Origin of the sequence: Neobacillus sp. NPDC093127 (assembly GCF_044754175.1) — a bacterium.
Taxonomy (GTDB): domain Bacteria; phylum Bacillota; class Bacilli; order Bacillales; family Cytobacillaceae; genus Neobacillus.
The window spans coordinates 69,837-93,735 of sequence record NZ_JBIVOP010000006.1; the positions used below are offsets into that span (position 1 = coordinate 69,837).

Genomic DNA, 23,899 nt, shown 5'->3' on the forward strand with positions numbered 1-23,899 from the left:
ACCTGCCTTTTAATCTCGCATTTTTGGATCTAATGCATCTCGTAATCCGTCAGCTACTAAGTTAAAGCATATCATTATTAGCCCTATCATAACGGAAGGAATAATCATTTGATATGGAAAAGCAATCATCGATACAAACCCATCATTAACCAATGTTCCTAAAGATGCGTGTGGGTCTTGAAGACCTAATCCAATAAAACTTAAAAATGCTTCGAAGAAAATGGCACTCGGAATTGAAAACATCGTATTTATGATAATAACCCCAAACATGTTTGGAATCATATGCTTGAAAATAATCGATGTATCCGATGCCCCTAATGTTTTTGCCGCCAAAACAAATTCCTGACCTTTATATTTTAATACCTGCCCGCGCACAACACGTGCCATACTTGTCCAACCGGTAATGGACAGGGCTACGATAATCGGCATTATCCCCGGCTTTAATACTAAGATCATTAATACAACAACAATCAAGTTCGGTATACCGACAATTACCTCGATAATCCGCTGCATGAAACTATCTGTTCTACCACCTAAGTAACCAGATATGGCTCCATATGATACCCCAACCAGCATATCAATCAATGCCGCCATGAAAGCAATAAATAATGAAACCTGTGTACCTTCCCAAGTCCTTGCGAAAAGGTCACGACCTAAGTTATCAGTTCCAAACCAATAATAAGCATCAATTTTGCGCACTTCATAAGCGTTATATACATTCCCGTCTCTTCTGGTTAGTGTACCGTCAAAAGGAAGCCAATGTACATTCTCTAAGCCTTGAATTCTTGGCGGCAGGTTATTGTGTTTCGTATTTTGGGTATCGTAAGCATACGGTGTTAATAATGGACCCACAAACGCCATAATTATGAGAATAACGAGTATTACCATACTTACGATTGCAGCCTTATTTTTCCTTACCCGGAACCAAGAATCCTGCCAGAAGTTCAAACTTGGCTTAGCAATTTTTTCACTTTTAGATGGATCAACATGGGCGGGTGCAAACATATCCTTAGAAATGGTATCTTCTTTATTGATCATTTTGCTTTCCCCCCCGAAATACGAATACGTGGGTCGATAATTCCATAAAGAATATCAACAACTAAAATAATGACTACGAATAAAGTAGCAAATAAAAGGTTGGTTCCCATAATGACTGGATAATCATTGGTACCGATTGATTTAACAAACTGCTCTCCCAGTCCAGGAATTCCAAAAATCTTTTCAATTACTAGTGAACCTGTCATTAAGCTAATGGCTAAGGGACCCATAACCGTAACTACAGGTATTAATGCGTTTCTTATTGCGTGCTTAAAGCTAATTTGCCAAAAGCTTGCACCCTTTGCTTTTGCCAAAGTAATATAATCAGACCCTAACACGTCAATCATTTCTGTTCGCATAAAACGGGCCGCAATTGATATTGGGAACATCGCTAAGGCAATTGTAGGCAGGATCGTGTATTCAGGCCCTTTCCACAACATAACAGGTAGCCAGCCTAATTTAACAGCAATGTAATACTGCAGCAATCCCGCAAAAATAAATGAAGGGATTGATTTACCAATTACAGCAATAAAAGTAGAACCATAATCTATCCAAGTATTTTGCTTAAGCGCAGAAATGGTACCTAAAAAGATCCCAGCTATTGCGCCCAAAACCATAGCCTGCAAACCTAAAATCGCCGATGGTCCAATTCGATTTCCAAGCAGTTCCGTTACAGGGGTATTATTGAATTGAAAGGAGACTCCCAAATCACCCTTTACCAAATTCTTCATATAATTAAAATATTGAACAGGCAATGGGTCCTTTAATCCATACTTTTCCAGCAGAATGTTCTGTTGGGCTACTGAGAGTTTTTGGAAAGTATTAAATGGACTTCCTGGAATTAGCTTCATGAGGAAAAAAGTAATCGATGCAACAATGAACAGCGTAAGAATCATATAGAGAAATCGTTGCAATAAGTATTTCGCCATGCCTACACCTCCTAATTGGTTTAATTTTTGACATTTTTCGACAATTCCATCACAGGTAAAAAGAGAGTATATTTTTTTTAATATACTCTCTTCCTATTTGATTAGTATAGCTACTATTTAAGGATTTTAATCCATTGGTAACTATAATCAGGACCAAATGCATGGTGAGCAAAGCCTTGAACCTTTTGATTAATTAAAAGGTTAACTGTACGTTGATACACTGGAACGATTGCTGCGTCATCTTCAATTAAGATTTTTTCAGCGTCTTGAAGAGCTTTCCAGCGTTCTTGGTCTTTCGCAGCTAAATCTGTTTGAGCAGCTCTAACTAGCTTATCATATTCAGCACTGCTGTAATCCATTTTGTTGTGATCTCCGCCAGTAAGCATTAAATCCATAAATGTCATTGGGTCAGCATAGTCTGGACCCCAACCAGTGAATAATAAATCATAATCCATTTTTTGTTCACGGTCGATACGGATTTTAAATGGTACAGGTTGAATTGTAAGCTTTAAGCCAGGAAGGTTCGTTTCTAACTGATTTTTGATGAATGAATCAGAAACTTTAGACGTTTCAGTATCGCCACCTACATAATTAAGCGCTAATTCTTTAACACCTAGCTCAGATAAGCCTTTTTCCCAAAGTTTTTTAGCTTCATCTTTATTCATCTCTAGGTATGGTTTTGTACCTTCACGGAAATCTTTACCATCAAGGAAAGCAAATTCTTTTGGTACTAAGAAATTAGCAGCAATAGAACCGTTAGCTAATACATCATCAACTAAGGCTTGTTTATCGATAGATAAAGCAATTGCTTTACGGATATTAATGTTTTTCAATGCTTTATTCTTCTCGTTCATTTTAATCCAGAAAAGAGATGGTTCTTGATAACGGATTAGGTCTTTTGATCCTTCAAATTGTTGAATAATCGCAGCTTGTCCAAGCTTTGGTGTAATATCAACTTCGCCTGCAGTAAATGCGTTCGCAGAAGCTTGTGGATCTTTAGATACGTTAAAGTTGATTTTTGTTAACGTTACATCTTTAGCACTATGATACGATTCGTTTTTCTCTAAAACCCATTCAGTTGCTGTAGGACCATCCCATTTAGTCATTTTGAATGGACCATTATAAAGAATATGGGCAGCATCTTTGGCATAGTCTTTACCTTGTGCTTCAACATATTTTTGGTTTTGTGGATAGAACAATTGGAATGTAATGAAAGATTCAATATATGGAATTGGTCTTTCTAAAGTGATTTTTAAAGTATAATCATCTTCAGCTTTAATTCCTAGAGACTGGATATCTTCAGCTGTTGCTTTATCTTTCTTTGCGATAATTGCATCAGCGTTTTTAACTTTACCTTCCATGAAGTATGGACCGTATTCTGATGCTGTTTTTGGATCGATAGCACGCTGCCATGCATATACATAGTCATGTGCAGTTACAGGGTCGCCATTAGACCATTTTGCATCTTTTCTTAATTTAACAGTTAATTCGGTTTTGTCAGCATTGTATTCTGGCATTGCTTCAGCGCCAGCAGGTACTACCTTTTGATCTTGGTCTAAACGATACATACCTTCGTTTACAGCGTTCAACGTTGTGAAACTCATAACGTCAGTTCCTAAAACGCTGTCCATTGTAGGAATTTCAGCAGATTCAAAAACATTAAGTTCTTGTTTATCAGCTAATTTGCTTTCTTCTGTAACAGGCTTATCTTTGCCATCATTTTTACTAGTGTCTGTGCCTTGGTTCTTATCTCCGCCTGAACATGCTGCTAGGAACATGCTAAGAACTAGTGATAATACTAAAAGTAGTGAAAGTTTAGATTTCTTCACTTGTAGACCTCCCTTTTCTATTATTCTGAAAAATTACTACATTTCCTATTATACATATTTTTTAGAAATTGTACATTACTTTTTCAAATTTAATTTACAGAAAAGATACAATTCTTACGTTATCATTACATTTCCCTGTGATATAATTTAGACTTATACAGATTTTTGGGTATAATATATATATGGTAATCCTTAATACATCAATGTTTTGGAGGTTTTTTCGTGAAAAATGCGCTCAAGAAAAGATTAATCGTGGCAACGCTTACACAAGTTGCTATTATAATCATATCTTTTATCTTTTATCGTAAAATTTCGCTAGTTAGCTATATCAATATATCTTTTTACTTTACTGCAGTTTTTCTATTATTAGCATTATTAATTTATACCATTCAAAGTGGGTTCTATGATGTATTCTCTCGGTCCTTAAATTTCGCCTTTTCAAGAGGGAAAGATAAAAGGAGTTTCGATGAAGTTCCAGGATTATCTCAACTTATAACGGTAAATCAAAGGCCACTGTTGTTTTATGGTTTAGTCAATGGATTACTCATGATGGTTGCCCTCCTTGCTTATTATTTCTAACTCACTTGAAATTAAATATGCAATTCATATATAATGTGAATAATCCAAATAAAGTTATAAAGCAATGATAAAGAGTAGTACGTATTCTTATTCGATTCAGAGAGTTTGTGGCTGGTGAAAACAAACGCGAAAAAATACGGAATGGACTTTTGAGCTTCTTTCTGAACCTTTTATCAAAAGGATTGAAATAGTAGGAGTAGACGTTTCCTTGCGTTAAAAGGATTCCAGAATGTCTAAACAGACAATCATGGAGCTGAGTGACTCAATATCGAGTAATTTAGGGTGGTACCGCGAACCATTCGTCCCTAGCCATTTTATGGGGACGAATGGTTTTTTTTATTTATATTTAGGAGGAAATTTGCTATGAAAACGATTTTTTCAGGTATTCAGCCGAGTGGTACGATTACGCTTGGCAACTATATTGGGGCCTTAAAGCAGTTTGTCGATCTGCAAAACGAATATAATTGCTTTTTTTGTATAGTAGACCAGCATGCGATTACTGTTCCGCAAGACCCTGCGACGCTTCGAAAAAACATTAGAAGTTTAGCTGCATTGTATCTTGCAGTTGGTTTAGATCCAGAAAAGGCTACTCTTTTTATTCAATCAGAAGTTCCAGCACATGCTCAGGCCGGATGGTTGATGCAATGCGTTTCCTATATCGGGGAATTAGAAAGAATGACCCAGTTTAAAGATAAATCTACAGGAAAAGATGCGGTTCAGGCTAGTCTTTTAACGTATCCGCCGCTAATGGCTGCAGATATTCTATTGTATAACACTAACCTAGTACCTGTCGGTGAAGATCAGAAACAACATATGGAATTGACAAGGGACTTAGCTGAGAGATTTAATAAGAAGTATAATGACATTCTTACCGTTCCTGAAATCAGTATCCCTAAGGTTGGAGCACGGATTATGTCACTTCAGGAACCGACGAAAAAAATGAGTAAATCCGACCCGAATAAAAAGGGCTTTATTACGCTGTTGGATGAACCTAATCAAATCGTCAAAAAAATTAAGTCCGCAGTTACTGATTCAGAGGGAATTGTTAAATTTGATAAAGAAAATAAACCAGGTGTTTCTAATCTGCTGTCAATTTACTCGATATTGGCTGAAAAATCGATTACCGATTTAGAGCAAATGTATGCCGGTAAAGGGTACGGAGATTTTAAAGGCGATTTAGCTGAAGTGGTTGTTAATTTCTTTAAGCCGATTCAGGATAAATACTATAGTTTAATGGAAACGAGTGAACTTGACGATATTTTGGACCGCGGGGCTGAAAAAGCAAATCAGGCTGCAAATAAAACCCTTAAGAAAATGGAAAATGCAATGGGGCTAGGTCGGAAAAGAAGATAATTTTATTGCAAATAAAAAGCCTGTCCGCAAAAGGTATGTAGTTCATACCTTTTGGGTCAGGCTTTTAGTTTACTTTAGGACCATGCTCCATTTCCCAGAGCTTTTCAAAAAATGGCTGCCCTTTAATTAGATTCTCACAGAATGACTCATGGCGGTGCGACCAGCCATATTTGATTTCTTCAAACAGCTGTTCCCTTGCATCTTCGAAATCCATTTCTTGGATTGATGAATATTGCTCTGGACACCATTCGGTATACCAATACCGCACTTCTGCTTGATTATTTGATGAGAGCAATTGATCAAGGGCCATAAATAACAGCTGTTTTAATTGCCGTTCCTTCCTCGTTAATCCTCTCATCAGTTCCGGCTCAGGCGAAAGAATATGAAAATTTTTCATTTTTGGCTGGTCGTAATAAAGGTACTGTTTAGCTTCATGCTGACTAATCATTTCGTAAACAAGCTGTTCTTGTCTTGGGATAAGCCTGCTTTTTCGAATCGGAATGGTGTAGCCAATCGTATCAATTGCTAAAATACCAATTCCATCTGTCACAACAAAGCAATAGTCAAGCTGGACTCTTTCATGGTTTTTTCTTAAATAAGCTTTCTGATAAATATCAGCCAGAAGCTGCTCCGGTAACTCTAACAAATCATTCTCAATATAGTTAAATAAAAGCGGCTCGATTTTTAACAGCGGTACTTGATCTAATAGCTCCACCCCATCATCCTTCCGCCATTCATGAAAGTGGCAGACATTATAACCGTTTTCTTCACCTTCAAACCAATTTACCCAAACATCATGAAGATACAACACAAGTACAACCCCTCACTTCAAGAAACTGTTTGTCAATCAGTATGGGCAGAGGTAAGTAAAATTATTCCTTAATATATATTTTGCTCCAGTAGTTAATGATGATTTTATACTGATGTCTTTGGGCAAAAAAAAATCCACCATTTTGTGATGGTAGATTTTTATCTTCTTGATTTAGGATTAAAGGCATCCTTTAAACCTTCACCGATGAAGTTAATTGATAAAATGGTGATGGTGATAAGAATAGCTGGCGGCATCCAAATCCATAGTTTAAATTGCAATACGTCTGGTTCAATCGCCGAATCAAGCATATTCCCCCAGCTTGGAATCTCTTGTGGTACACCAAAGCCAAGAAAGCTTAATGCTGATTCAATTACAATCATGGATGCAAATGTAATTGTAGCTTGGACAATAATTGTCGATAAGACATTCGGTAATAGGTGTTTGACAATTATTTTGGCCGGTGAACAGCCAATCGAAATGGCAGCGATAATATATTCATTTTCTTTCTCGGCAAGAATTTTACTGCGGACAATCCTTGCGATTCCACCCCAGCTAAGCAAGCTGATGACACCAATTAAAACCCATAGTCCATTCACTTTACCAAAAAGAATTGCATTTAAGACAATTACAAACACTAGAAATGGAAAGTTTAAGATAAAGTCAGTAAACCTCATTAATAAACTATCTACAGTACCACCAAAATACCCAGCAACAGAGCCAATTAATGTCCCAAGAAAAATAACAAACAGCGTACAGCTCATTCCTACTAATAATGAAATTCGGCCGCCATACAATAATCTTGTAAAGACATCACGTCCTGCTTTATCTGTTCCAAGCCAATGCTTACTTGATGGCTCCAGTGACATTTCGCCAATATTAATTCTTGTAATGTCTGCCGTGGTAATATATGGTGCCAAGAATGAAATAATTGCAACAAATAATAAAAAAATGAGACTGGTTAAAGCCAGTTTATTCTTTAAGAATTTTTTACGGGCAATCGCCCATTGTGATAAACTTTTTTTCGGGGGTGATGCACTAATATTTGTATCCTTCTGTGTCAGAATTTCCATCTCTTTTCCCCCTAATCTAGCCTAATTCTCGGATCTACAACACCGTATAAAATATCAGCAACAAGGTTGCCGATTAGTGTTAAGAAAGAGAATAACATTGTCAACGTCATTAAAACTGGGTAATCCCTTGTTCCGACAGATTGTAAGAATAGTTGTCCTAAACCTGGATAAGTAAATATCGTTTCAGTGATAATGGCACCACTGATAATGGCAACTAGATCAAACCCTAAAAAGGTAATAAGCGGAATGATTGAATTCCTTAAAATATGAACATTGTAGATTTTTTTCTCTGCTGTCCCTTTTGCACGGGCTGTGCGGACAAAATCTTTCCGGCTATTTTCAATAATATCATTGCGTAAAAATTGCGTGTAACTTGCCGTACTTAGTAATCCTAAGACGACGGCGGGTAAAAATACATGGTGAATACGGCTTACCCAATATTCAAGTGTGCCTTCTGTCATGCCGATATCAATTGAACCATTGGACGGAAACCATCCGAGCGTAAAAGAAAAAAGGAAGATGGCAAATACCCCGGCAATAAATGATGGAATCGATAAACCTAAATAGTTTAACCCTCCGATTAGGTTATCCGCAACTGTATACGGTTTTCGGCCAGAATACAATCCCATAAAGAAGGCAAGGATATAGGTAATTAATAAAGAAGAAAAGCCTAGTAATAATGTATTTGGCAGTTTTTCACTAATTACCTCTGATACTTTTATTTTATAACGTGCAGACTTGCCAAAATCTCCTTCAACGAATTTGCCAATCCAGCGGAAATACTGTTGTGGTAATGGGTCGTTATAGCCTAATTTTTCACGCATTTCAGCGATATATTGTGGGTTTGTTTTTGTTGGGTCGATTTCTCCTGAAAAAGAATCCCCTGGCATTAGCTTGGCCAAGGTAAAGACTACAATGGAGATTAGAAATAACATCGGAATCATGCCCAAAATTCTTCGAAATGCATACTTCAGCATGTGCATTCTCCTTGTCTATAAACTTATGTTTCACAGCGGTGTATGTAACCCAAGCTGTCCAATTGGGAGAAGCAGTGAAAGAATTCCTCCTTCAAACTCACCCAATTGAACTTCCATGAGTTTTGAATAAAATCATATTAAGCATTTAACACAAGTCTATTACATATTAGTCTGCTTCGGTTATTTTTTAATCCACCATTCATTTGGACGGTTCATACCAGCTACTGAGAATTTAACATCTTGAACACGGTTGCTGACAGCCATTGTTTCTTCAAGCTCAGCAATCGGTAGAGCAGGAAGTTCTTTCATGAATAGTTTTTGCCAATCAACATAAAATTGTTTACGTTTATCTACATCTGTTCCAACAACGCTCATATCAATTGCTTGATCAAGCAATTTGTCACTGTCAGCATTTACCCAGCGAGGATAGTTCCAAAGTGCTTTAGAGCTCCAAAGTGGAGTTGGATCTGGATCAGTACCTGTTGACCAGCCGCCAAAAAATACTTCCATTGACTTATCTGCTTTTTCAAGCATGTCATAGTAAAGGTTTGCATCAGTCATAGTAAGCTTTGTTTTTAAACCAACTTCTTCCCAATATTGCGTCAACGCTTTTGCACGAGATTCAAATGTTGGGTTTTGAGTTGCATAATGGGAGAAGTTTACAACAAACTTCTTACCGTTCGGATCTTCACGGAAGCCATCGCCGTCAACATCTTTATAACCAGCTTCGTCTAACAATTGTTTCGCTTTTTCAGGATTGTACTCGAATTGCTCTAGGTCTTTATTGTCAGCAGCAATCCAGTGATTTGTTGGAACTGGACGGTTAACTGGTTTACCTACACCAAAGAAGAACGCTTTTACCCACTCTTCACGGTTAATGGCATAATACATTGCTTCACGTAATTTAATGTTTTGATATTTTTGTTCATTCATTACGTTTTTGCTGCCATCCCATGTACCAAGTCTGAAGCCAACGTAGTAGTAGCTTAGACCAGGGTATGTTACTGCTTCTACATTATCAAGCTTTTTTACCTCTTCAATAATACTTGGGTGGAAAGAAGTCATATCAAGTGTACCGTTTTTAAGTTCACCAACAGATAATGAAGGATCGATCACTTTTAAGACAACTTTATCCATATGTGGCTTTCCGCCGAAATACTCATCGAAACGTTCCATTTCAACAGATTCCCCAGGAACAATTTTTGTCACTTTAAATGGTCCTAATCCTACAGGCTTTGTACGAACTTGTTCAGAAGACATCATGTCTTTAACAGCCAAACCTTTAAATTCAGAACGGTTCATTGGATATGTCCAAAGATTTTCCAAGTTGTTTACACGTGCTTTATCAAATGTAATTTGGATGTTGTAATCATCCACTATTTTAATACCAGAGATTTCTTGTGCTTTTCCATCATGATAATCTTGAGCACCGACAATATTTACAACGTTTTCAAAACGTGGGCCTTCATAGTCCTTGTCAGCAACAACTTTTAATGCGAATTCCCAGTCTTTAACTGATAACTCATCGCCATTGTGCCATTTTACACCTTTTTTAATTTCGAAATCATATACCTTATTGTCTTCAGTTTTCCATGATGCAATATGAGGCTGTGCTTGTAATTTGTCATCAAATTTAATTAAGTTTTCATCAAAGAAGTCCATTACTTCTGAATCAGCAGCTGTCCCATAAAATGAAAAGTTAAATTTACCTTCTGGAGCAGAGTCCAAAGCATACACTAATGTACCGCCATCTTGAGGTTTATCAGCTGTTTCACCACTAGCTGGTTTATCTTTCTCTTTTTCTTTGTCCTTCGTACCTGCTTTTTCGCCGCCGCCGCTGCATGCCGCCAAAAATGCTGACAGGACAAGCATTAATGCAGCAAGCATTAACATACTTCTCTTCTTCATTTGTTTCCCCCCTATAAAATTTTGTTTTTCCTTTGAATTAGTAAAGGTGGCAAGCTACTCGATGAGATGGCTTCACCTCCTTTAATACAGGTTTTGTCTTGGAACACTCCTCCATTGCCATTGGGCAGCGCGGATGGAATGGGCATCCAGATGGCGGATTAATCGGGCTCGGCACATCACCTTTTAAAATGATTCTTTCCTTCTTAATCCTTGGGTCCGGAGATGGAATCGCCGAAATTAATGCCTGTGTATATGGGTGGAGAGGTTCTGCATAAAGAAGGTCTTTATCCGCAACCTCAACCATATTACCTAAGTACATAACACCTATACGATCACTCATATGTTTAACAACGCTTAAGTCATGTGCGATAAATAAAAATGTTAAATCAAATTCTTTTTGTAAATCTTTTAATAGGTTTAATACTTGTGATTGAACGGATACATCGAGTGCAGAAACAGGTTCGTCGGCAATAATTAATTTCGGACGTAATGCCAGGGACCTGGCAATCCCGATTCTTTGCCGCTGACCGCCGGAAAATTCATGTGCATATTTATAATAAGCATCTGGCGGCAATCCTACTTTATCTAATAAATCCATGACTTCACTCTTTAGTTCAGCCTTGCTTTTCTTTGAAAAGTTGTAAATCGGCTCGGCAATAATATCTCCTACCATTTGCATCGGGTTCAAGGAAGCATATGGATCCTGGAAAACCATTTGCATATCTTTACGAATCTCTCGCAGTGATTTACCAGAAACTTTGGTAATATCTTTACCATCAAAAATAATCTTTCCATCAGTTGGCCTTAATAACCGTAAAATCGTCCGGCCTGCAGTTGATTTTCCGCAGCCTGATTCACCTACTAGTCCAAGCGTTTCACCTTTCTTTATCTCAAAAGAAACGTTATCGACTGCTTTTACATTGCCTACCGTGCGTTTGAAAAAACCGCCTTTAACAGGATAATAGGTTTTAAGATTTTTAATCTCTAATAAGTTTTCAGATTCAGTGGAGGTTTTTTCTTTCCCTTTATGTACAGAAGATGTACTCATTATTTCACCCCTTCTCTAGGTTTACTAGTTTCATAGAGCAAACAGGCAACCTCATGGTCCTGTTCGACATCTCCTAGTACAGGGGTCATTGTAAAGCATTCTGGCATTGCTTTTGGACAACGATGGGCAAATCGACACCCAACTTTCGGCATATTCGTAAGAGACGGAACTATCCCCTTTATCGAGCTTAATCGTTCTTCCTGTTCGTCCATTTTCGGGATTGCTCCCAAGAGTAACGTAGTATATGGATGTTTAGGGTTATGGAATAGTGTATCGACGTCGGCACGTTCGGCAATCCTCCCGGCATACATTACGATGACTTCGTCACACATTTCCGCTACTACCCCTAAATCATGGGTAATTAGAATGACGGACATATCATTTACAGCTTGAATCTCTTTTAAAAGTTCGAGAATTTGTGCTTGAACCGTTACATCAAGAGCCGTTGTCGGCTCGTCAGCGATTAATAATTTTGGCTGACAGGCAATCGCAATCGCAATCATGACCCGCTGTCTCATTCCGCCAGATAATTGATGCGGATATTCATCGACAAGTTTTTCAGGACGTGAGATTCCAACACTTTTTAATAGCGCAATTGCTTTTTGACGCGCCTCCTGTTTTGAAATCTTCATATGATTAAAAAGAACTTCCTGTAGCTGATAACCAATGGTGAATACAGGATTTAAAGAGGTCATTGGCTCTTGGAATATCATCGAAACATCTTTCCCGCGGATTTTATTGATTTGCGATTCAGACATTTTCTCAAGATTTATGCCATCAAAAATGATTTCACCTGATTTTACTTTTCCAATCCCCTTTGGCAGCAGCTTCATAATCGATAAACTCATAACAGATTTACCGCAGCCAGACTCACCAACGATCCCGACAATTTGCCGCGGCCTAACTTGAAACGAAACATTATCTACTGCATTATAATCAGTTCCTTCAATATCAAAGGCAGTCTCTAAATTTTTCACTTCGAGCAATGGTGCCTCATTACGCAGCATTTTTTTCGTGCTCATAATACACCTTCTTACTTTTTGAATTATTCTGTTTATTTGTTATATTTAAATAGAATTCTATTACAGAATTGTTACAATTGCAAGACTTTTTTATAGTATTGTTAACTTTCGTACTATTGGAAATAAAAAAAGCCCGAAATAATAGGCTTTTCATGGTTGAACTCATTTCGATTATAGGTATTTATCCGCTGGAATTTTAAAAGATAGTTTTGTAGAATAATTATGCTTTTCATAAAATTTCCCAATTATATTATACCCCACAGCATAGCCAAGTAATTTAGGTACCCTCCCGCCTCCATATAAAAGTTCGTCATGAGCTCTTTCATTCTTTTTCTTGCCTAACTGTTTTTTTAAATATTGCTCCCAAAATCTTGAAATCTCTTTTTCGGTATACATATTGCACCAGCTAGCTAAATATTCCTGCCCGCAGTTTTTTAATACGGCATATTCGGCAAGCCCTTCAATGACGATAGAATCGAGCAGGGTGTAGTCTTCCATTTTTTTATTGAGCATCCTAAGCCTGCAGACATGGTGGTATTCGTGAACCAAAAGGGCTTCAATTTCTTTTGGGTCATCATACTGCGAAAGAAAGAGAAACATTTTATCTGGGAATGATACTCCTGCTTTACTTTTTTCTTCTCTTATAAATAACCCTCGATTCTGCGCTAACGGAAACAAAAATACCGGTATGTCTGGACCATTCCATTTTTTTTTATATTTTTGAAAAAGCTGCCCCACCCTATCCCATGCTTTATGTTTCACCATCCAATTAAAATTGTTAAACGCGGACCGTGATGGCCGGTACATCCCAAAACTCACTAATTGGTCATATATTACGTTCGCTGTTTGGTCATTAAAATATGGCTGCAGCTTTTTGCATACTTTCACAGGAAGGTCAAATTCCTCCTGCAGCCATTGATCCGTTCGAATGATTCCCATTACTTCACCCCATTTACCGCAAGTTCTCCCTCTTGAACATTTTATGAATGTTATCTAAAGAGGTTCATGGGTTACTAGGAATGGGTAATATAAAAAGCCCGGCCAGAAATTTTTCTGGCCCAGCCTCATTTTTACTCGTATTTTTTAAACACGATCGTTGCATTATGGCCGCCAAAGCCTAGTGAATTGCTCATAGCTGCCTTAATTTCTTTTGGACGTGCTGTATTTACGACGTAATCCAAGTCACAATCCGGGTCTGGTGTTTCATAATTAATGGTTGGCGGGAGCATACTGTCTCTCATTGCCAGCACGGTAAAGATGGCTTCAATCCCGCCAGCTGCCCCGAGAAGATGACCGGTCATTGATTTTGTTGAACTCATCGCCAGTTTGTAGGCATGGTCGCCAAATACTTCTTTCACAGCAAGCGTTTCGAATTTATCGTTATATTCGGTGCTTGTACCATGGGCGTTAACATAATCAATATCCTCAGGCTTCAACCCGCCATCATTAATCGCCATTTTCATTGCCCTGGCACCGCCTTCACCGCCAGGCGCCGGTGCGGTGATATGGTAAGCATCACCTGTTGCACCGTAGCCAACGATTTCGGCATATATTTTTGCGCCACGTGCTAAGGCATGCTCTAATTCTTCCAAAATAACAATTCCAGCACCTTCGCCTATAACAAAACCATCCCTGTTTTTATCAAATGGTCTGCTTGCTGTTTGCGGGTCTGGATTTGTAGAAAGGGCTGTATTGGCACAAAAACCGGCAACAGACATCTTTGTAATAGGTGCTTCAGCACCACCCGATACCATAACATCGGCATCCCCGCGCTGAATTACTTTAAAGGCATCGCCAATCGAATTCGTTCCCGTTGCACAGGCTGTTACGGTACAAGAATTGAAGCCCCTAGCCCCTAGTGTAATTGAAACTTGACCTGTGGCCATATCCGGAATTAACATTGGGACAAAGAATGGGCTGACACGTTTGTACCCTCTTTTTTGGAAAATTTCATATTGTTGTTCAAAGGTTTCCATCCCGCCGATTCCAGAACCAATCCAGACACCGACACGATGAGAGTTTTCTTCATTAATCGTTAAATCGGCATCTTTAACTGCCATTAAGGCGGATGCTACCGCAAACTGGGTAAAACGGTCCATTTTTCTGGCATCTTTTCTATCCATAAACGTTTCCGGATCAAAGTCTGTTACTTCCGCTGCTACTTTTGCTGGATACTCATCTGCATTGACCCTTGTCAGCGGCCCCACACCTGATTTTCCTTCTAGTATACCTTTCCAAGTTGTATCAGCATCAAGCCCCAGCGGTGTTACCGCCCCGATGCCGGTTACAACAACCCTTCGCTTTTCCATTTGTACATCTCCTTTTCTCTATAACTTACCCTATTTTTAATATCACAGAAATTATTTCTTGAACTTTGATAACTGTCTAGCTCCAGCGCCCAGCGACTAGTGTATTGGCCCTCTCCTCCCTACGATAAGTCAACATCGAATCGCTATCGCTCTTCGTGTTTCCTTTATCTCAGTCGGAGCAGTCCAATCCATACGTCGCTAAACGGGCCCTTCCGCTTTTCTATTTTATTTTCCCCATCTTATCGCAATAGCGCCCCAGGTTAGACCGCCGCCAAAGCCAACCATGACGATAACGTCATCATCTTTAATTTTCCCAGCTTCTACTTCTTCGACAATCGAAATCGGTATCGACGCCGATGAGGTATTGCCATATTTCTGCACCGTTTTCGACATTTTCTCGGCAGGCAGTTCTAATCTTTGTCGAGATGCCTCCATAATTCGTATATTGGCTTGATGCGGGATGAGGAAATCAACATCCTCTTTTGTTAAACCCGCCTTTTCTAACACATGGACACAGCTCTCACCCATTTGACGTACAGCAAACTTGAATACTTCCCGGCCATTCATAATGATATACTCGTCTTGGTAAAGGTGTTTAGCGCCTGTTCCATCGGCACCGAGCTCAAAGGATAAAATCCCTCGATTTCCTGAAACAGGACCGATAATAGCGGCTCCAGCTCCGTCCCCAAATAAAACAGCGGTATTGCGGTCATTCCAGTCCGTGATTTTAGAAAGCTTTTCAACACCCACGACAAGTACATTTTTATATACCTCTGACTCAATAAATTGTTTGGCTGTGACGATTCCATACATAAACCCTGCACATGCCGCGCTAACATCCATTGCTGCCGCTTTTACTGCCCCTAATCTTTCTTGAATCCTGCAGGCAACAGAGGGAAACGGCGTATCAGGGGTAACCGTAGCAACCAAAATCAAATCAATCTCGTCTGCGGTAATTCCTGCATCTTCAATTGCCTTTTGAGCGGCAGCAAATGCCATATCCGATGTATCAACATCATCCGCTGCAATTCGTCTTTGCTCGATTCCTGTTCTAGTACGAATCCATTCATCCGATGTATCCATCATTTTTTCTAAGTCATGATTAGTGACAATTTTTTCTGGTAAATACCTGCCAATTCCAACAATGCCAGCTCTCACAAGTTCCAGCTCCTTCTTTATTTGGCTCATCTTTATTAAAAGATAAAAAAGTATAAATTTTTGACTTTGAGAATTGTCCAGCTCCAGCGCCCTAGCGGCTAATGTCCTTCGCTCTCCGCCCTACGATAAGTCAACATCGAATCGCTCCACTCTTCGTGTTTCCTTTATCTCGGTTGGAGCGCTCCAGGCCATACGCCGCTGACCAGGGCGCTTGCGCTTTTCTTATATCAATTATTAAGACTTGGTACTAATTTTAGCAAATGAACCCTATGTTAGGCAACTATTTCTTCCTTTTGTACTCCGCTAATGTACATTCCTTTTATTCGTTTGATCATATTCTAATAAAAAGATATATGCGGAAAGGAGAAGTATGGAAAATGGAAGAACAGGAAGGGGAAAGTCTAGAAAGAGATGATGAACTTGAAATAGATAAACTTGAAATTGATGACTTGGAAGAACATAAATCAGAAGAAAAAGTGGAACAAGATCCGTTCACGGCTTTCATGTTTGGCCGTAGACGAGGACATCCTCACCGTGAACAATATCAAGAGCAAGCTTACAATCAATCCACTATTAATTATGAGGAACTCATGCGGCATATTGATACCCTAGTGGTATCCTTTCAAGGGTTAAAACCATTATTTCAACAGGTGTATCCATTTATTGAACAAATTTGGAAAAAGAAATAAGCTGCTTATTATGGCGGCAGCTTATTTTTATTATGGTATTTTACAATCACCTTATTTCGGCAATTTTCCTGTTTTCTTATAGTTTATTATTTGCTCATTCATATTCTGAATAAATTTTATATCAACTAATGGACTATATTTACCAAGGGAGATAACATCATCTTGAAAATCAAAGGAAAGGTTACCCGATTTTAGCTTCCCATTGTTGTATTGGTCAGCGACTTTTTCATATAATACATCAACCTGCTGAATGGTGCTTGTTAAAACGGTCGATTCCCCGAGGTCAGACTGATCTGAAACATAGCCAATAGCAAATAATCCGCGTTCCTTAAGCCGTTCAATAACCGGAACATTAAATCCGTCACCAGCTGGATAGACCACATCGACACCATCTTCCAACATTGAATCAACTAGTTGAACCGCCTTTTTTCCATCGTCCCAATTGCCAACGTATTCGATACTGACATTGATTTGTTTATTTTCAGCCTTCGCTCCTTGATAAAAGCCTTCAATCTCTGGCTGCCATTCATAGGCGGCTATCACACCCACCTTTTGATGTGAGGACATATGGGCTGCAACCATTCCGCCAAAAAAACCCATTGCATGTGCTTTAAAGTTTAAACTGGTAGTATTTGAGTTTTTTGCATCACCGTTAAAGCTGACAAAATGGATATTGGGATAATTTTTGGAAATCTTATTGAAATATTCAGCGTACTCAGAACCGTGGCCGAAAATAAGATTTACTCCTTTTTGATTGAATTCTTCTACCGCTCGTTCGACGACGGTTTCTGAATTCATTCCTTCTTTATAAAAGACATCTATATTAAATTTTGATTGTACCTTCAACATTCCTTTAAAGCCTTTTGTACCCCATACCTGGTCATTGACAGTTTCAGGAACTAACAAGCCCGCTTTCTGTAATTTACCTGAAGACTTTGTTTCCCCACAGGCTCCAAGTAAAAAAAGACAAAAAAGAATAATTCCAAAACGGTACAGCATTCCATGCAACTCCTTTAAAACGGCAGGCATTTCATTACACGTCTGTTCCTTTCCATCGAATCTATAGAAAGAAACCCTTTTTTTCTTATATTCTAACCTTAGCGTAATCAAATGGAAAGATAAATTTCCGACACACTAAGTTTTAGGGATTTTTAGCAGGTCTTAAGCTTAGCAAAATCCAGGTGACTTTACAAACCGCTTGGGAATAACCGATTTACATGTTCTATTTGTTTTGTGATAGAATCTGCCATGGAAGTTACCTTTACGGAAACTTTGATCAATTCATTATTAACTTTCAATGGTTCAAGAGGATTGGATTTTGCCAAACCTTCTTCTATATGAAGATATGCGGCACACCTGGTCCAATAACTCTTCTCCCCACTTTTTAGCAGATAACTTCTTGGAGGGTCCCCGTATTTTCTTGTTTCCAGAATTTCGAAAATGGATGCCACAGCATCATCTGCAAATAGAACATCCCTAGTCCATTCCCTGTCTGCAAGCTTGAGTTCCTGCTTCTGAAATTTTGCAATAATCGCCTGTTGAAATAAAAATGCTTCAGGCTGCCAGGGTCCGTAGATGGCAGGTAAATAAAATAATTGGCTATTTTCCACCTGGCCCTTCGTTTTATTTAAGAAATTTGTTAATTCTATGTCCCTTTTAGCGCCAAGCATTTGAATTGGCAGAAGAAATATTAATTCAATATTTTTTTGATTACGTTCCAAATAGTGAAATATCGATTCTATTATCTTTTCTTTTCGTAAAATTGCTTCCTTGTTAAGGATATATAAATCGTATACCGAAAGAATAAAAGCCGTTTTAACGGCAGCTTCCTCACAGCAATTGTTAATCTCTTCTATTGTGTGTTCGCTAAAGTTTGAATTCCGGCCTATCTCTAGTCTTTTTTCCTCAAGAAATAGATTATTTTCTATCTCATCTATGTGAATGCCTACAACCTCAACACCCTTATTAAGAAGCGTTTTGCAAGCATGAAAACTGATAAATTCGTAAACACCAAAAATAACGGCCTTGTCCATTAAAATCTTCCTCCCCAAATATAGCCCTTATAGAATCCTATGCGGTTCATGAAGGAAATATTTCTTAATGGAGAGGAAGGTGTCTTACAGGACTGTTTCATGACTATTAAAAAACTTAATAAATATTTTTCCGAGCTGTGGTTTTTTTTCAGGAAGAATATAAGTAGGATGGATTTCTGGAGTACGAATGATTTCTTGATACAGTTTTGATTGTGCATACGATTTTCCACCAGACAGGACATGAATAATCTTAACGGGAAAGTCGAACTCAAGATCAATGGTATCCTCCATGCTGGATATTTTGCCTTCTAGTGCCCTTTGGTCCATTTTATGTGCAGCTGACAGTTCCCTCATTAATTTTTTATAAAAAAATTTATGCTCCTTTTCCTGTTCAATATGATGCTTTAGGGAAAGAATTGGATTTAGAAGGATCACTGACCTAATACAGCCCTCCATCTTTTCCATTAATTTTACGGCAACGAGAGCTCCCATTCCTTCAGCCAATATATGAATTTGATTATTAAGGATTTCGCTTCGAATGACATACTGGTATAACCTTTGCGCAAGCTCGACAGCTTTTTCGCTCCCCCAGTTCCGCCCATATAGATTTGAGGAAAAAATGGTGTACCCTTTTTCTTTTAATTGGTCGATAAAGGCCAGCTTTCCTTCATTTTGTGTCCAAAAGCATTTATTCTCATCGACAAAATGCCTTTCATCTCCTATGATTAAGACCCCAAATCCGGCAGGCTTTTCTGGGTAATGAATAATATTCCATTGGGTATCCATTTGAAAATTGCGATTTTCCATAGATAAATCTCCTTTTACATAGTTCCTCAAAATATTGTATGCCATTTCACAGAAGTTGAATGGGAGTTTGCCTATTACCTGTGTATATTTGAAATGATCCCGACGTTTTTTTAGAATTGTCGATAAACCGTTTATTATTTCAAAAACATATGATAATATGAGTAAAGATGTAAAATAGGTTAGAGGTGAAAAATAGTGCGATTCTTTTGGACATTTTTCTGGACTTTTCTTTTAGTACAAATGCTTTCCTATGTGGTAAGTTCAATGACCCCAGGTGCGAAATTTGATTTTCTCCCTGGTGCTTATGTATCTGTTGCGGTAACCATTTTGATATTCATTGCTACCGCTGTCATTCCTAAAGAGCCAGTTGAAAATCATTGAAGAAAAAGGTCTTCCATAGTTATGGATGACCTTTTTTCATTTAATGATTTTGCTCTAAAACACCGTTAATGCCACTTCTCCATTTTCGATTGTGATTTCAACTTTTGACTGGTCAGTTACTCTCCCGGCAATGATTTCTCGAGCCAGTTTTGTTTCAATATTTCTTTGAATATACCGTTTCAAAGGTCTTGCGCCATAGATTGGGTCAAAGCCATTTACAGCGATAAATTCTTTTGCATCCTCACGAATGGAAATATCAATTTGCTGTTGTTTTAACCTATTTTCGAGCTCCCTCATCATCTTTACAACAATATTTTTAATCTCGTTTAGTGACAGCGGCTTAAAGAGAATGGTCTCATCAATTCTATTTAAAAATTCGGGTCGGAAATGGGTCCTAAGCTGACTCATCACCTTATCTCGTGTCGCTTCAGATATTTCAATCTCGTTTTCACTTCGGTCTAATAAAAAATGCGAGCCAATATTGGAGGTCATGATAATTACGGTATTCTTAAAGTCGACAACCCGGCCTTGTGAATCCGTTATTCGCCCATCATCAAGTGCTTGGAGGAGAATATTGAACACTTCCGGATGGGCCTTCTCGATTTCGTCCATTAAAATAACCGAATAAGGCCTTCTTCTTACCGCTTCAGTCAGTTGTCCGCCTTCTTCATAGCCAACATAACCCGGAGGTGCGCCAATTAAGCGAGAGACGGCATGCTTCTCCATATATTCGGACATATCAATACGAATAATCTGTTCTTCACTGTCAAATAGCGACTCTGCCAATGCTTTCGCTAGCTCCGTTTTCCCCACGCCTGTCGGCCCAAGAAATAAAAATGAACCAATCGGACGGTTAGGATCCTTGATGCCTGCCCGTGCCCGGAGGACGGCATCAGTTACCAAACGGACGGCTTCATTTTGGCCGATTACCCGCTCGTGCAGAATTGAATCTAATTTGAGCAGCTTTTCTCGTTCCCCTTCAACTAGCTTAGAAAGGGGAATTCCTGTCCATCTAGATACAATATTCGAGATTTCTTTCCCGGTCACCTCTTCGCGAAGTAACCGCTCCCCCTTTCTTGCCTCCGCTTCCAATTCCTTAAGTTCCTTTTCCGCTAATGGAATTTGTCCATGGCGAAGTTCTGCTGCCCTATTTAAATCATATTTATCCTCAGCCAACTGAAGCTCTCTGCGTAATTTTTCAAGTTTTTCCCGTTTGTCCTGTAATTTCTGAATGCTTTGTTTCTCCTGCAGCCATTTCGCCTTCATTAAATCCATTTGCTCTTTTAAATCAGCTAGTTCCTTTAACAGAACTTCAAGCCTTAGTTTACTTCCTTCATCACTTTCTTTTCTTAAGGCTGCCTCTTCGATTTCAAGCTGCATGACCCTGCGTGTCACTTCATCTAATTCGGTTGGCATTGAGTCAATTTCGGTACGAATCATTGCACAGGCTTCATCAACAAGGTCAATAGCTTTATCCGGTAAAAATCGGTCCGTAATATAACGGTCCGAAAGAGTTGCTGCAGCAACCAAGGCATGATCATGAATTTTCACCCCATGGTGTACCTCATACCGTTCCTTTAATCCTCGTAAAATGGAAATGGTGTCTTCAACATTCGGTTCTTGGACAAGTACCTGCTGAAATCTTCGCTCAAGTGCGGGGTCCTTTTCAATATATTTTCGATGCTCATCAAGTGTGGTCGCCCCAATACAATGAAGCTCTCCGCGGGCAAGCATTGGTTTTAACATATTGCCGGCATCCATGGCTCCTTCGGTCTTACCTGCCCCTACAATCGTATGAATTTCATCAATGAACAGCAATATTTGCCCTTCACTTTTTTTGATTTCATTTAGGACTGCTTTCAGTCTTTCTTCAAACTCGCCCCTGAATTTCGCTCCGGCAATAAGCGCGCTCATATCAAGTGAAAAAATCGTTTTATCCTTCAAACCTTCAGGAACATCCTTTCTGACAATCCGCTCAGCAAGACCTTCTACAATCGCTGTTTTCCCTACTCCAGGTTCACCAATTAGGACAGGATTGTTCTTTGTCTTCCTCGATAAAATTCGAATAACATTGCGGATTTCTGTGTCCCTTCCAATGACCGGATCCATTTTTCCGGCCTTTACCTCGGCAACGAGGTCCCTGCCGTATTTCTTTAAAGCATCATAACCAGCTTCCGGATTTTGTGATGTCACTCGTTGATTCCCCCTTATTTCCTTTATCGCTTTTAATATTTCTTCCGCTGTTTTCCCAAAGGCATTTACAATCTTCCACATCTCGGTATCGTTTGCAAATGAAGCAGCCAAGAGGATATGCTCAACAGAGATAAACTCATCGGAAAACTTTGATGCAAATTCCTCAGCACTTACCAGTAGTTTTTGCAGCTTCGCCGTGATATAAAGTTTCCCTTGCTGGGCTCCGCCTCCTGTAACTTGAGGTTTCTTAGTCAATGATTCCAGAAGGCTGCTTTTAATTTTTTCGGCAGGCAAACCGGCCCTTTCAAGAATGGCAGCAATAAGGCTGTCCTCCTGCTCCATTAACGCCAAAAGTAAGTGAGGTTCATCAACCTCTTGATGACTTTTCTTAACTGCTATTGACTGCGCATCCATTAAGCCTTGTTGTAATCGTTCAGTCATTCGGTTTAAGTCCATATTGTCACACTCCTCATTTGACCTTTTCTGACCTATTGTCATTATTATAAAACAATCCATTGCTGGAGTAAAATTTTGCAACAGAAAAAGCCACCCGCTTGGATGACTTTTTCTTTTACCTTTTATTTATGGCTTGCGCTGATATGTCCAAACCCGGTTATCATTCGATGTCTCAGGAAATGGATCCCCTGCTTTTAGCTTTATTTGTTTGGGATTGAGTACATTGCTCCCCGTTTCCCCCTCTTCAATATAAATGCCGTTATTTGGTGCTTTTTTCCCGGATTTAAACTGGCGGTTTTGGCCCATTTTTTTCCCTCCTTTTCATCTACTCTCTATTATCTCCTTTTCGAGTGTTGTCATTATAGGAATTTCTTTCAAATTTCTACAAACATCGACGTTATTTCCTGAGAAATATTAAAAATGTGTTTGACTTTTGACGATTATATGAACTTATTCCACATTTATTGCTAAATATTCCTGGTTAACAATATAATTATAGTAATATCTTACAAACCCGATCATGACTGTCATTTTTTTAAAAATCAAATTTGCGATTAATTTCGCACCTTTAAAGGTGGTTATGAGCATGCAGTCAGTTAAAGAATTACCGGTAACATTTTCCCATTTATTTGATACGGTGCACCATGTCAGAAAAATTAAAAAAGGCACTTTTCTTTTTCAGGAAGGTTCTTTTGCCGATGAATTGTATATAGTCCAAAGCGGGATACTTCAAATTAGCAAAATTATTCCTGACGGAAGAGAGCTTACATTAAGAATGTGCTCTAGTGGTGATTTTGTCGGTGAATTAAATTTATTCTCCCCTGCTTCCAGGTATTTATTAAGCGCACGGGTTGTTGAAAGTGGTGAAGTAGCCGTCATTATGAAGGATACTCTGGAAGAAAAACTTTCGCAAAATCTTTCACTTTCCTTTGAATTTATAAAATGGATGAGTCTGCAGTATCGGAAAACGCAAACCAAATTTCGTGACTTGGTTCTTCATGGCAAAAAAGGCGCCTTGTATTCCACACTGATTCGAATCAGCAATAGCTATGGTATTAAAACCAATAAAGGGATATTGATTGGTTTACCGTTAACCAATCAAGAATTGGCTAACTTCTGCGGCACCTCCCGTGAAGTAGTAAACCGCCTGCTGAGCGACCTTAGAAAAACTGGCACGATCTCAATAGATAAGGGCACAATTACAATTCATGATTTAGGGTATTTAAAAAGGGACATCGATTGCGAGGATTGTCCAACCGAAATATGTAAGGTTGATTAACAATTTCTACGAAAAAAAGCCGGTATCGGC

Annotated in this window: 22 protein-coding genes and 1 other annotated feature; of the genes, 5 read left to right on the top strand and 17 right to left on the bottom strand. The window is 38.8% G+C overall.

The features are described 5' to 3' along the window. Nucleotides 1-9: 9 nt before the first annotated feature. The 3 genes from opp3C to ACIQCO_RS10310 form a co-directional block, all read right to left on the bottom strand. Complete coding sequence (opp3C, locus tag ACIQCO_RS10300; protein ID WP_400428173.1) at nt 10-1,038, bottom strand: oligopeptide ABC transporter permease; 1,029 nt, start codon at nt 1,036-1,038, stop codon at nt 10-12. After that, nucleotides 1,035-1,967: an oligopeptide ABC transporter permease gene (gene opp3b / locus ACIQCO_RS10305; RefSeq protein ID WP_024031031.1), complete on the bottom strand. Its 933-nt coding sequence runs from the start codon at nt 1,965-1,967 to the stop codon at nt 1,035-1,037. Before opp3b ends, opp3C begins: the two co-directional genes overlap by 4 nt. A gap of 113 nt (nt 1,968-2,080) precedes the next feature. Further along, nucleotides 2,081-3,796: a peptide ABC transporter substrate-binding protein gene (locus tag ACIQCO_RS10310; protein WP_400428175.1), complete on the bottom strand. Its 1,716-nt coding sequence runs from the start codon at nt 3,794-3,796 to the stop codon at nt 2,081-2,083. 222 nt (nt 3,797-4,018) lie between these two features. Here ACIQCO_RS10310 and ACIQCO_RS10315 point away from each other — a divergent pair, with 222 nt between their 5' ends. Together ACIQCO_RS10315 and trpS are read left to right on the top strand one after the other, a co-directional pair. Further along, entirely contained in the window at nt 4,019-4,375 is a 357-nt protein-coding gene (locus ACIQCO_RS10315) for a DUF3899 domain-containing protein (protein WP_400428176.1), read from the top strand. A 55-nt stretch (nt 4,376-4,430) separates the two neighbouring features. Then, nucleotides 4,431-4,685 (top strand) — a binding site (T-box leader). Nucleotides 4,686-4,738: 53 nt separating this feature from the next. After that, nucleotides 4,739-5,728 carry a tryptophan--tRNA ligase gene (gene trpS, locus ACIQCO_RS10320; RefSeq protein ID WP_400428178.1) on the top strand — a complete coding sequence of 330 codons (990 nt, stop codon included), beginning with the start codon at nt 4,739-4,741 and terminating at the stop codon, nt 5,726-5,728. A gap of 64 nt (nt 5,729-5,792) precedes the next feature. Here trpS and ACIQCO_RS10325 read toward each other — a convergent pair whose 3' ends face one another. The 9 genes from ACIQCO_RS10325 to ACIQCO_RS10365 all read right to left on the bottom strand — a co-directional run bounded on the left by ACIQCO_RS10325 (nt 5,793) and on the right by ACIQCO_RS10365 (nt 16,031). After that, on the bottom strand, nt 5,793-6,539 hold the full coding sequence (locus tag ACIQCO_RS10325) for a YjbA family protein (protein WP_400428180.1): 747 nt from the start codon (nt 6,537-6,539) through the stop codon (nt 5,793-5,795). A gap of 158 nt (nt 6,540-6,697) precedes the next feature. Continuing rightward, complete coding sequence (opp4C, locus tag ACIQCO_RS10330; protein WP_400428182.1) at nt 6,698-7,609, bottom strand: oligopeptide ABC transporter permease; 912 nt, start codon at nt 7,607-7,609, stop codon at nt 6,698-6,700. 11 nt (nt 7,610-7,620) lie between these two features. Beyond that, nucleotides 7,621-8,586, bottom strand: coding sequence for an oligopeptide ABC transporter permease (gene opp4B / locus ACIQCO_RS10335; protein ID WP_400428184.1), 966 nt, complete (start codon nt 8,584-8,586; stop codon nt 7,621-7,623). 180 nt (nt 8,587-8,766) lie between these two features. Then, nucleotides 8,767-10,494: an oligopeptide ABC transporter substrate-binding protein gene (gene opp4A / locus ACIQCO_RS10340; protein ID WP_400428186.1), complete on the bottom strand. Its 1,728-nt coding sequence runs from the start codon at nt 10,492-10,494 to the stop codon at nt 8,767-8,769. Nucleotides 10,495-10,531: 37 nt separating this feature from the next. Then, a complete protein-coding gene (locus ACIQCO_RS10345) occupies nt 10,532-11,542 on the bottom strand; it encodes an ABC transporter ATP-binding protein (protein WP_400428187.1) in 1,011 nt (336 codons plus the stop codon). Then, complete coding sequence (locus ACIQCO_RS10350; protein ID WP_400428188.1) at nt 11,542-12,564, bottom strand: ABC transporter ATP-binding protein; 1,023 nt, start codon at nt 12,562-12,564, stop codon at nt 11,542-11,544. Before ACIQCO_RS10350 ends, ACIQCO_RS10345 begins: the two co-directional genes overlap by 1 nt. Nucleotides 12,565-12,735: 171 nt before the next feature. Continuing rightward, complete coding sequence (locus ACIQCO_RS10355) at nt 12,736-13,326, bottom strand: DUF2268 domain-containing putative Zn-dependent protease (RefSeq protein WP_400428190.1); 591 nt, start codon at nt 13,324-13,326, stop codon at nt 12,736-12,738. 308 nt (nt 13,327-13,634) lie between these two features. Next, nucleotides 13,635-14,873 carry a beta-ketoacyl-ACP synthase II gene (fabF, locus tag ACIQCO_RS10360; protein ID WP_400428193.1) on the bottom strand — a complete coding sequence of 413 codons (1,239 nt, stop codon included), beginning with the start codon at nt 14,871-14,873 and terminating at the stop codon, nt 13,635-13,637. A gap of 225 nt (nt 14,874-15,098) precedes the next feature. Beyond that, nucleotides 15,099-16,031, bottom strand: a complete 933-nt coding sequence (locus ACIQCO_RS10365) for a beta-ketoacyl-ACP synthase III (protein ID WP_400428196.1) — start codon at nt 16,029-16,031, stop codon at nt 15,099-15,101. Nucleotides 16,032-16,408: 377 nt separating this feature from the next. Between ACIQCO_RS10365 and ACIQCO_RS10370 the strand changes: the two genes are divergently transcribed. Then, the gene (locus ACIQCO_RS10370; RefSeq protein ID WP_400428199.1) at nt 16,409-16,720 is read left to right on the top strand and encodes a hypothetical protein; all 312 of its coding nucleotides are present in this window, start codon (nt 16,409-16,411) and stop codon (nt 16,718-16,720) included. A gap of 51 nt (nt 16,721-16,771) precedes the next feature. Here the strand turns inward: ACIQCO_RS10370 and ACIQCO_RS10375 are convergent, their stop codons facing one another. The 3 genes from ACIQCO_RS10375 to ACIQCO_RS10385 form a co-directional block, all read right to left on the bottom strand. Then, a complete protein-coding gene (locus ACIQCO_RS10375) occupies nt 16,772-17,719 on the bottom strand; it encodes a BMP family ABC transporter substrate-binding protein (RefSeq protein ID WP_400428202.1) in 948 nt (315 codons plus the stop codon). A 188-nt stretch (nt 17,720-17,907) separates the two neighbouring features. Beyond that, entirely contained in the window at nt 17,908-18,753 is an 846-nt protein-coding gene (locus ACIQCO_RS10380; RefSeq protein WP_400428205.1) for a hypothetical protein, read from the bottom strand. Nucleotides 18,754-18,837: 84 nt separating this feature from the next. Then, nucleotides 18,838-19,560 (bottom strand): hydrolase, encoded by a 723-nt coding sequence (locus ACIQCO_RS10385; RefSeq protein ID WP_400428208.1) that lies wholly within the window; start codon nt 19,558-19,560, stop codon nt 18,838-18,840. A gap of 195 nt (nt 19,561-19,755) precedes the next feature. On the opposite strand from ACIQCO_RS10385, the gene ACIQCO_RS10390 reads away from it, so the two are divergent. Continuing rightward, nucleotides 19,756-19,941 (top strand): DUF2929 family protein, encoded by a 186-nt coding sequence (locus ACIQCO_RS10390; protein ID WP_024028452.1) that lies wholly within the window; start codon nt 19,756-19,758, stop codon nt 19,939-19,941. A 54-nt stretch (nt 19,942-19,995) separates the two neighbouring features. Here ACIQCO_RS10390 and clpB read toward each other — a convergent pair whose 3' ends face one another. Together clpB and ACIQCO_RS10400 are read right to left on the bottom strand one after the other, a co-directional pair. Then, on the bottom strand, nt 19,996-22,590 hold the full coding sequence (gene clpB, locus ACIQCO_RS10395) for an ATP-dependent chaperone ClpB (RefSeq protein ID WP_400428212.1): 2,595 nt from the start codon (nt 22,588-22,590) through the stop codon (nt 19,996-19,998). A gap of 126 nt (nt 22,591-22,716) precedes the next feature. Further along, nucleotides 22,717-22,896 carry a YjzC family protein gene (locus tag ACIQCO_RS10400; protein ID WP_400428215.1) on the bottom strand — a complete coding sequence of 60 codons (180 nt, stop codon included), beginning with the start codon at nt 22,894-22,896 and terminating at the stop codon, nt 22,717-22,719. 280 nt (nt 22,897-23,176) lie between these two features. Between ACIQCO_RS10400 and ACIQCO_RS10405 the strand changes: the two genes are divergently transcribed. Then, nucleotides 23,177-23,869, top strand: a complete 693-nt coding sequence (locus ACIQCO_RS10405; protein WP_400428217.1) for a Crp/Fnr family transcriptional regulator — start codon at nt 23,177-23,179, stop codon at nt 23,867-23,869. The last annotated feature ends 30 nt before the right edge of the window (nt 23,870-23,899 follow it).

Coding starts and splice junctions, on each gene's coding strand:
- opp3C (WP_400428173.1), bottom strand. CDS start 1,038: ATGATCAATAAAGAAGATACCATTTCTAAGGATATGTTTGCACCCGCC.
- opp3b (WP_024031031.1), bottom strand. CDS start 1,967: ATGGCGAAATACTTATTGCAACGATTTCTCTATATGATTCTTACGCTG.
- trpS (WP_400428178.1), top strand. CDS start 4,739: ATGAAAACGATTTTTTCAGGTATTCAGCCGAGTGGTACGATTACGCTT.
- opp4C (WP_400428182.1), bottom strand. CDS start 7,609: ATGGAAATTCTGACACAGAAGGATACAAATATTAGTGCATCACCCCCG.
- opp4B (WP_400428184.1), bottom strand. CDS start 8,586: ATGCTGAAGTATGCATTTCGAAGAATTTTGGGCATGATTCCGATGTTA.
- opp4A (WP_400428186.1), bottom strand. CDS start 10,494: ATGAAGAAGAGAAGTATGTTAATGCTTGCTGCATTAATGCTTGTCCTG.
- ACIQCO_RS10345 (WP_400428187.1), bottom strand. CDS start 11,542: ATGAGTACATCTTCTGTACATAAAGGGAAAGAAAAAACCTCCACTGAA.
- ACIQCO_RS10350 (WP_400428188.1), bottom strand. CDS start 12,564: ATGAGCACGAAAAAAATGCTGCGTAATGAGGCACCATTGCTCGAAGTG.
- fabF (WP_400428193.1), bottom strand. CDS start 14,873: ATGGAAAAGCGAAGGGTTGTTGTAACCGGCATCGGGGCGGTAACACCG.
- ACIQCO_RS10370 (WP_400428199.1), top strand. CDS start 16,409: ATGGAAGAACAGGAAGGGGAAAGTCTAGAAAGAGATGATGAACTTGAA.
- ACIQCO_RS10375 (WP_400428202.1), bottom strand. CDS start 17,719: ATGCTGTACCGTTTTGGAATTATTCTTTTTTGTCTTTTTTTACTTGGA.
- ACIQCO_RS10380 (WP_400428205.1), bottom strand. CDS start 18,753: ATGGACAAGGCCGTTATTTTTGGTGTTTACGAATTTATCAGTTTTCAT.
- ACIQCO_RS10385 (WP_400428208.1), bottom strand. CDS start 19,560: ATGGAAAATCGCAATTTTCAAATGGATACCCAATGGAATATTATTCAT.
- clpB (WP_400428212.1), bottom strand. CDS start 22,590: ATGGACTTAAACCGAATGACTGAACGATTACAACAAGGCTTAATGGAT.
- ACIQCO_RS10400 (WP_400428215.1), bottom strand. CDS start 22,896: ATGGGCCAAAACCGCCAGTTTAAATCCGGGAAAAAAGCACCAAATAAC.
- ACIQCO_RS10405 (WP_400428217.1), top strand. CDS start 23,177: ATGCAGTCAGTTAAAGAATTACCGGTAACATTTTCCCATTTATTTGAT.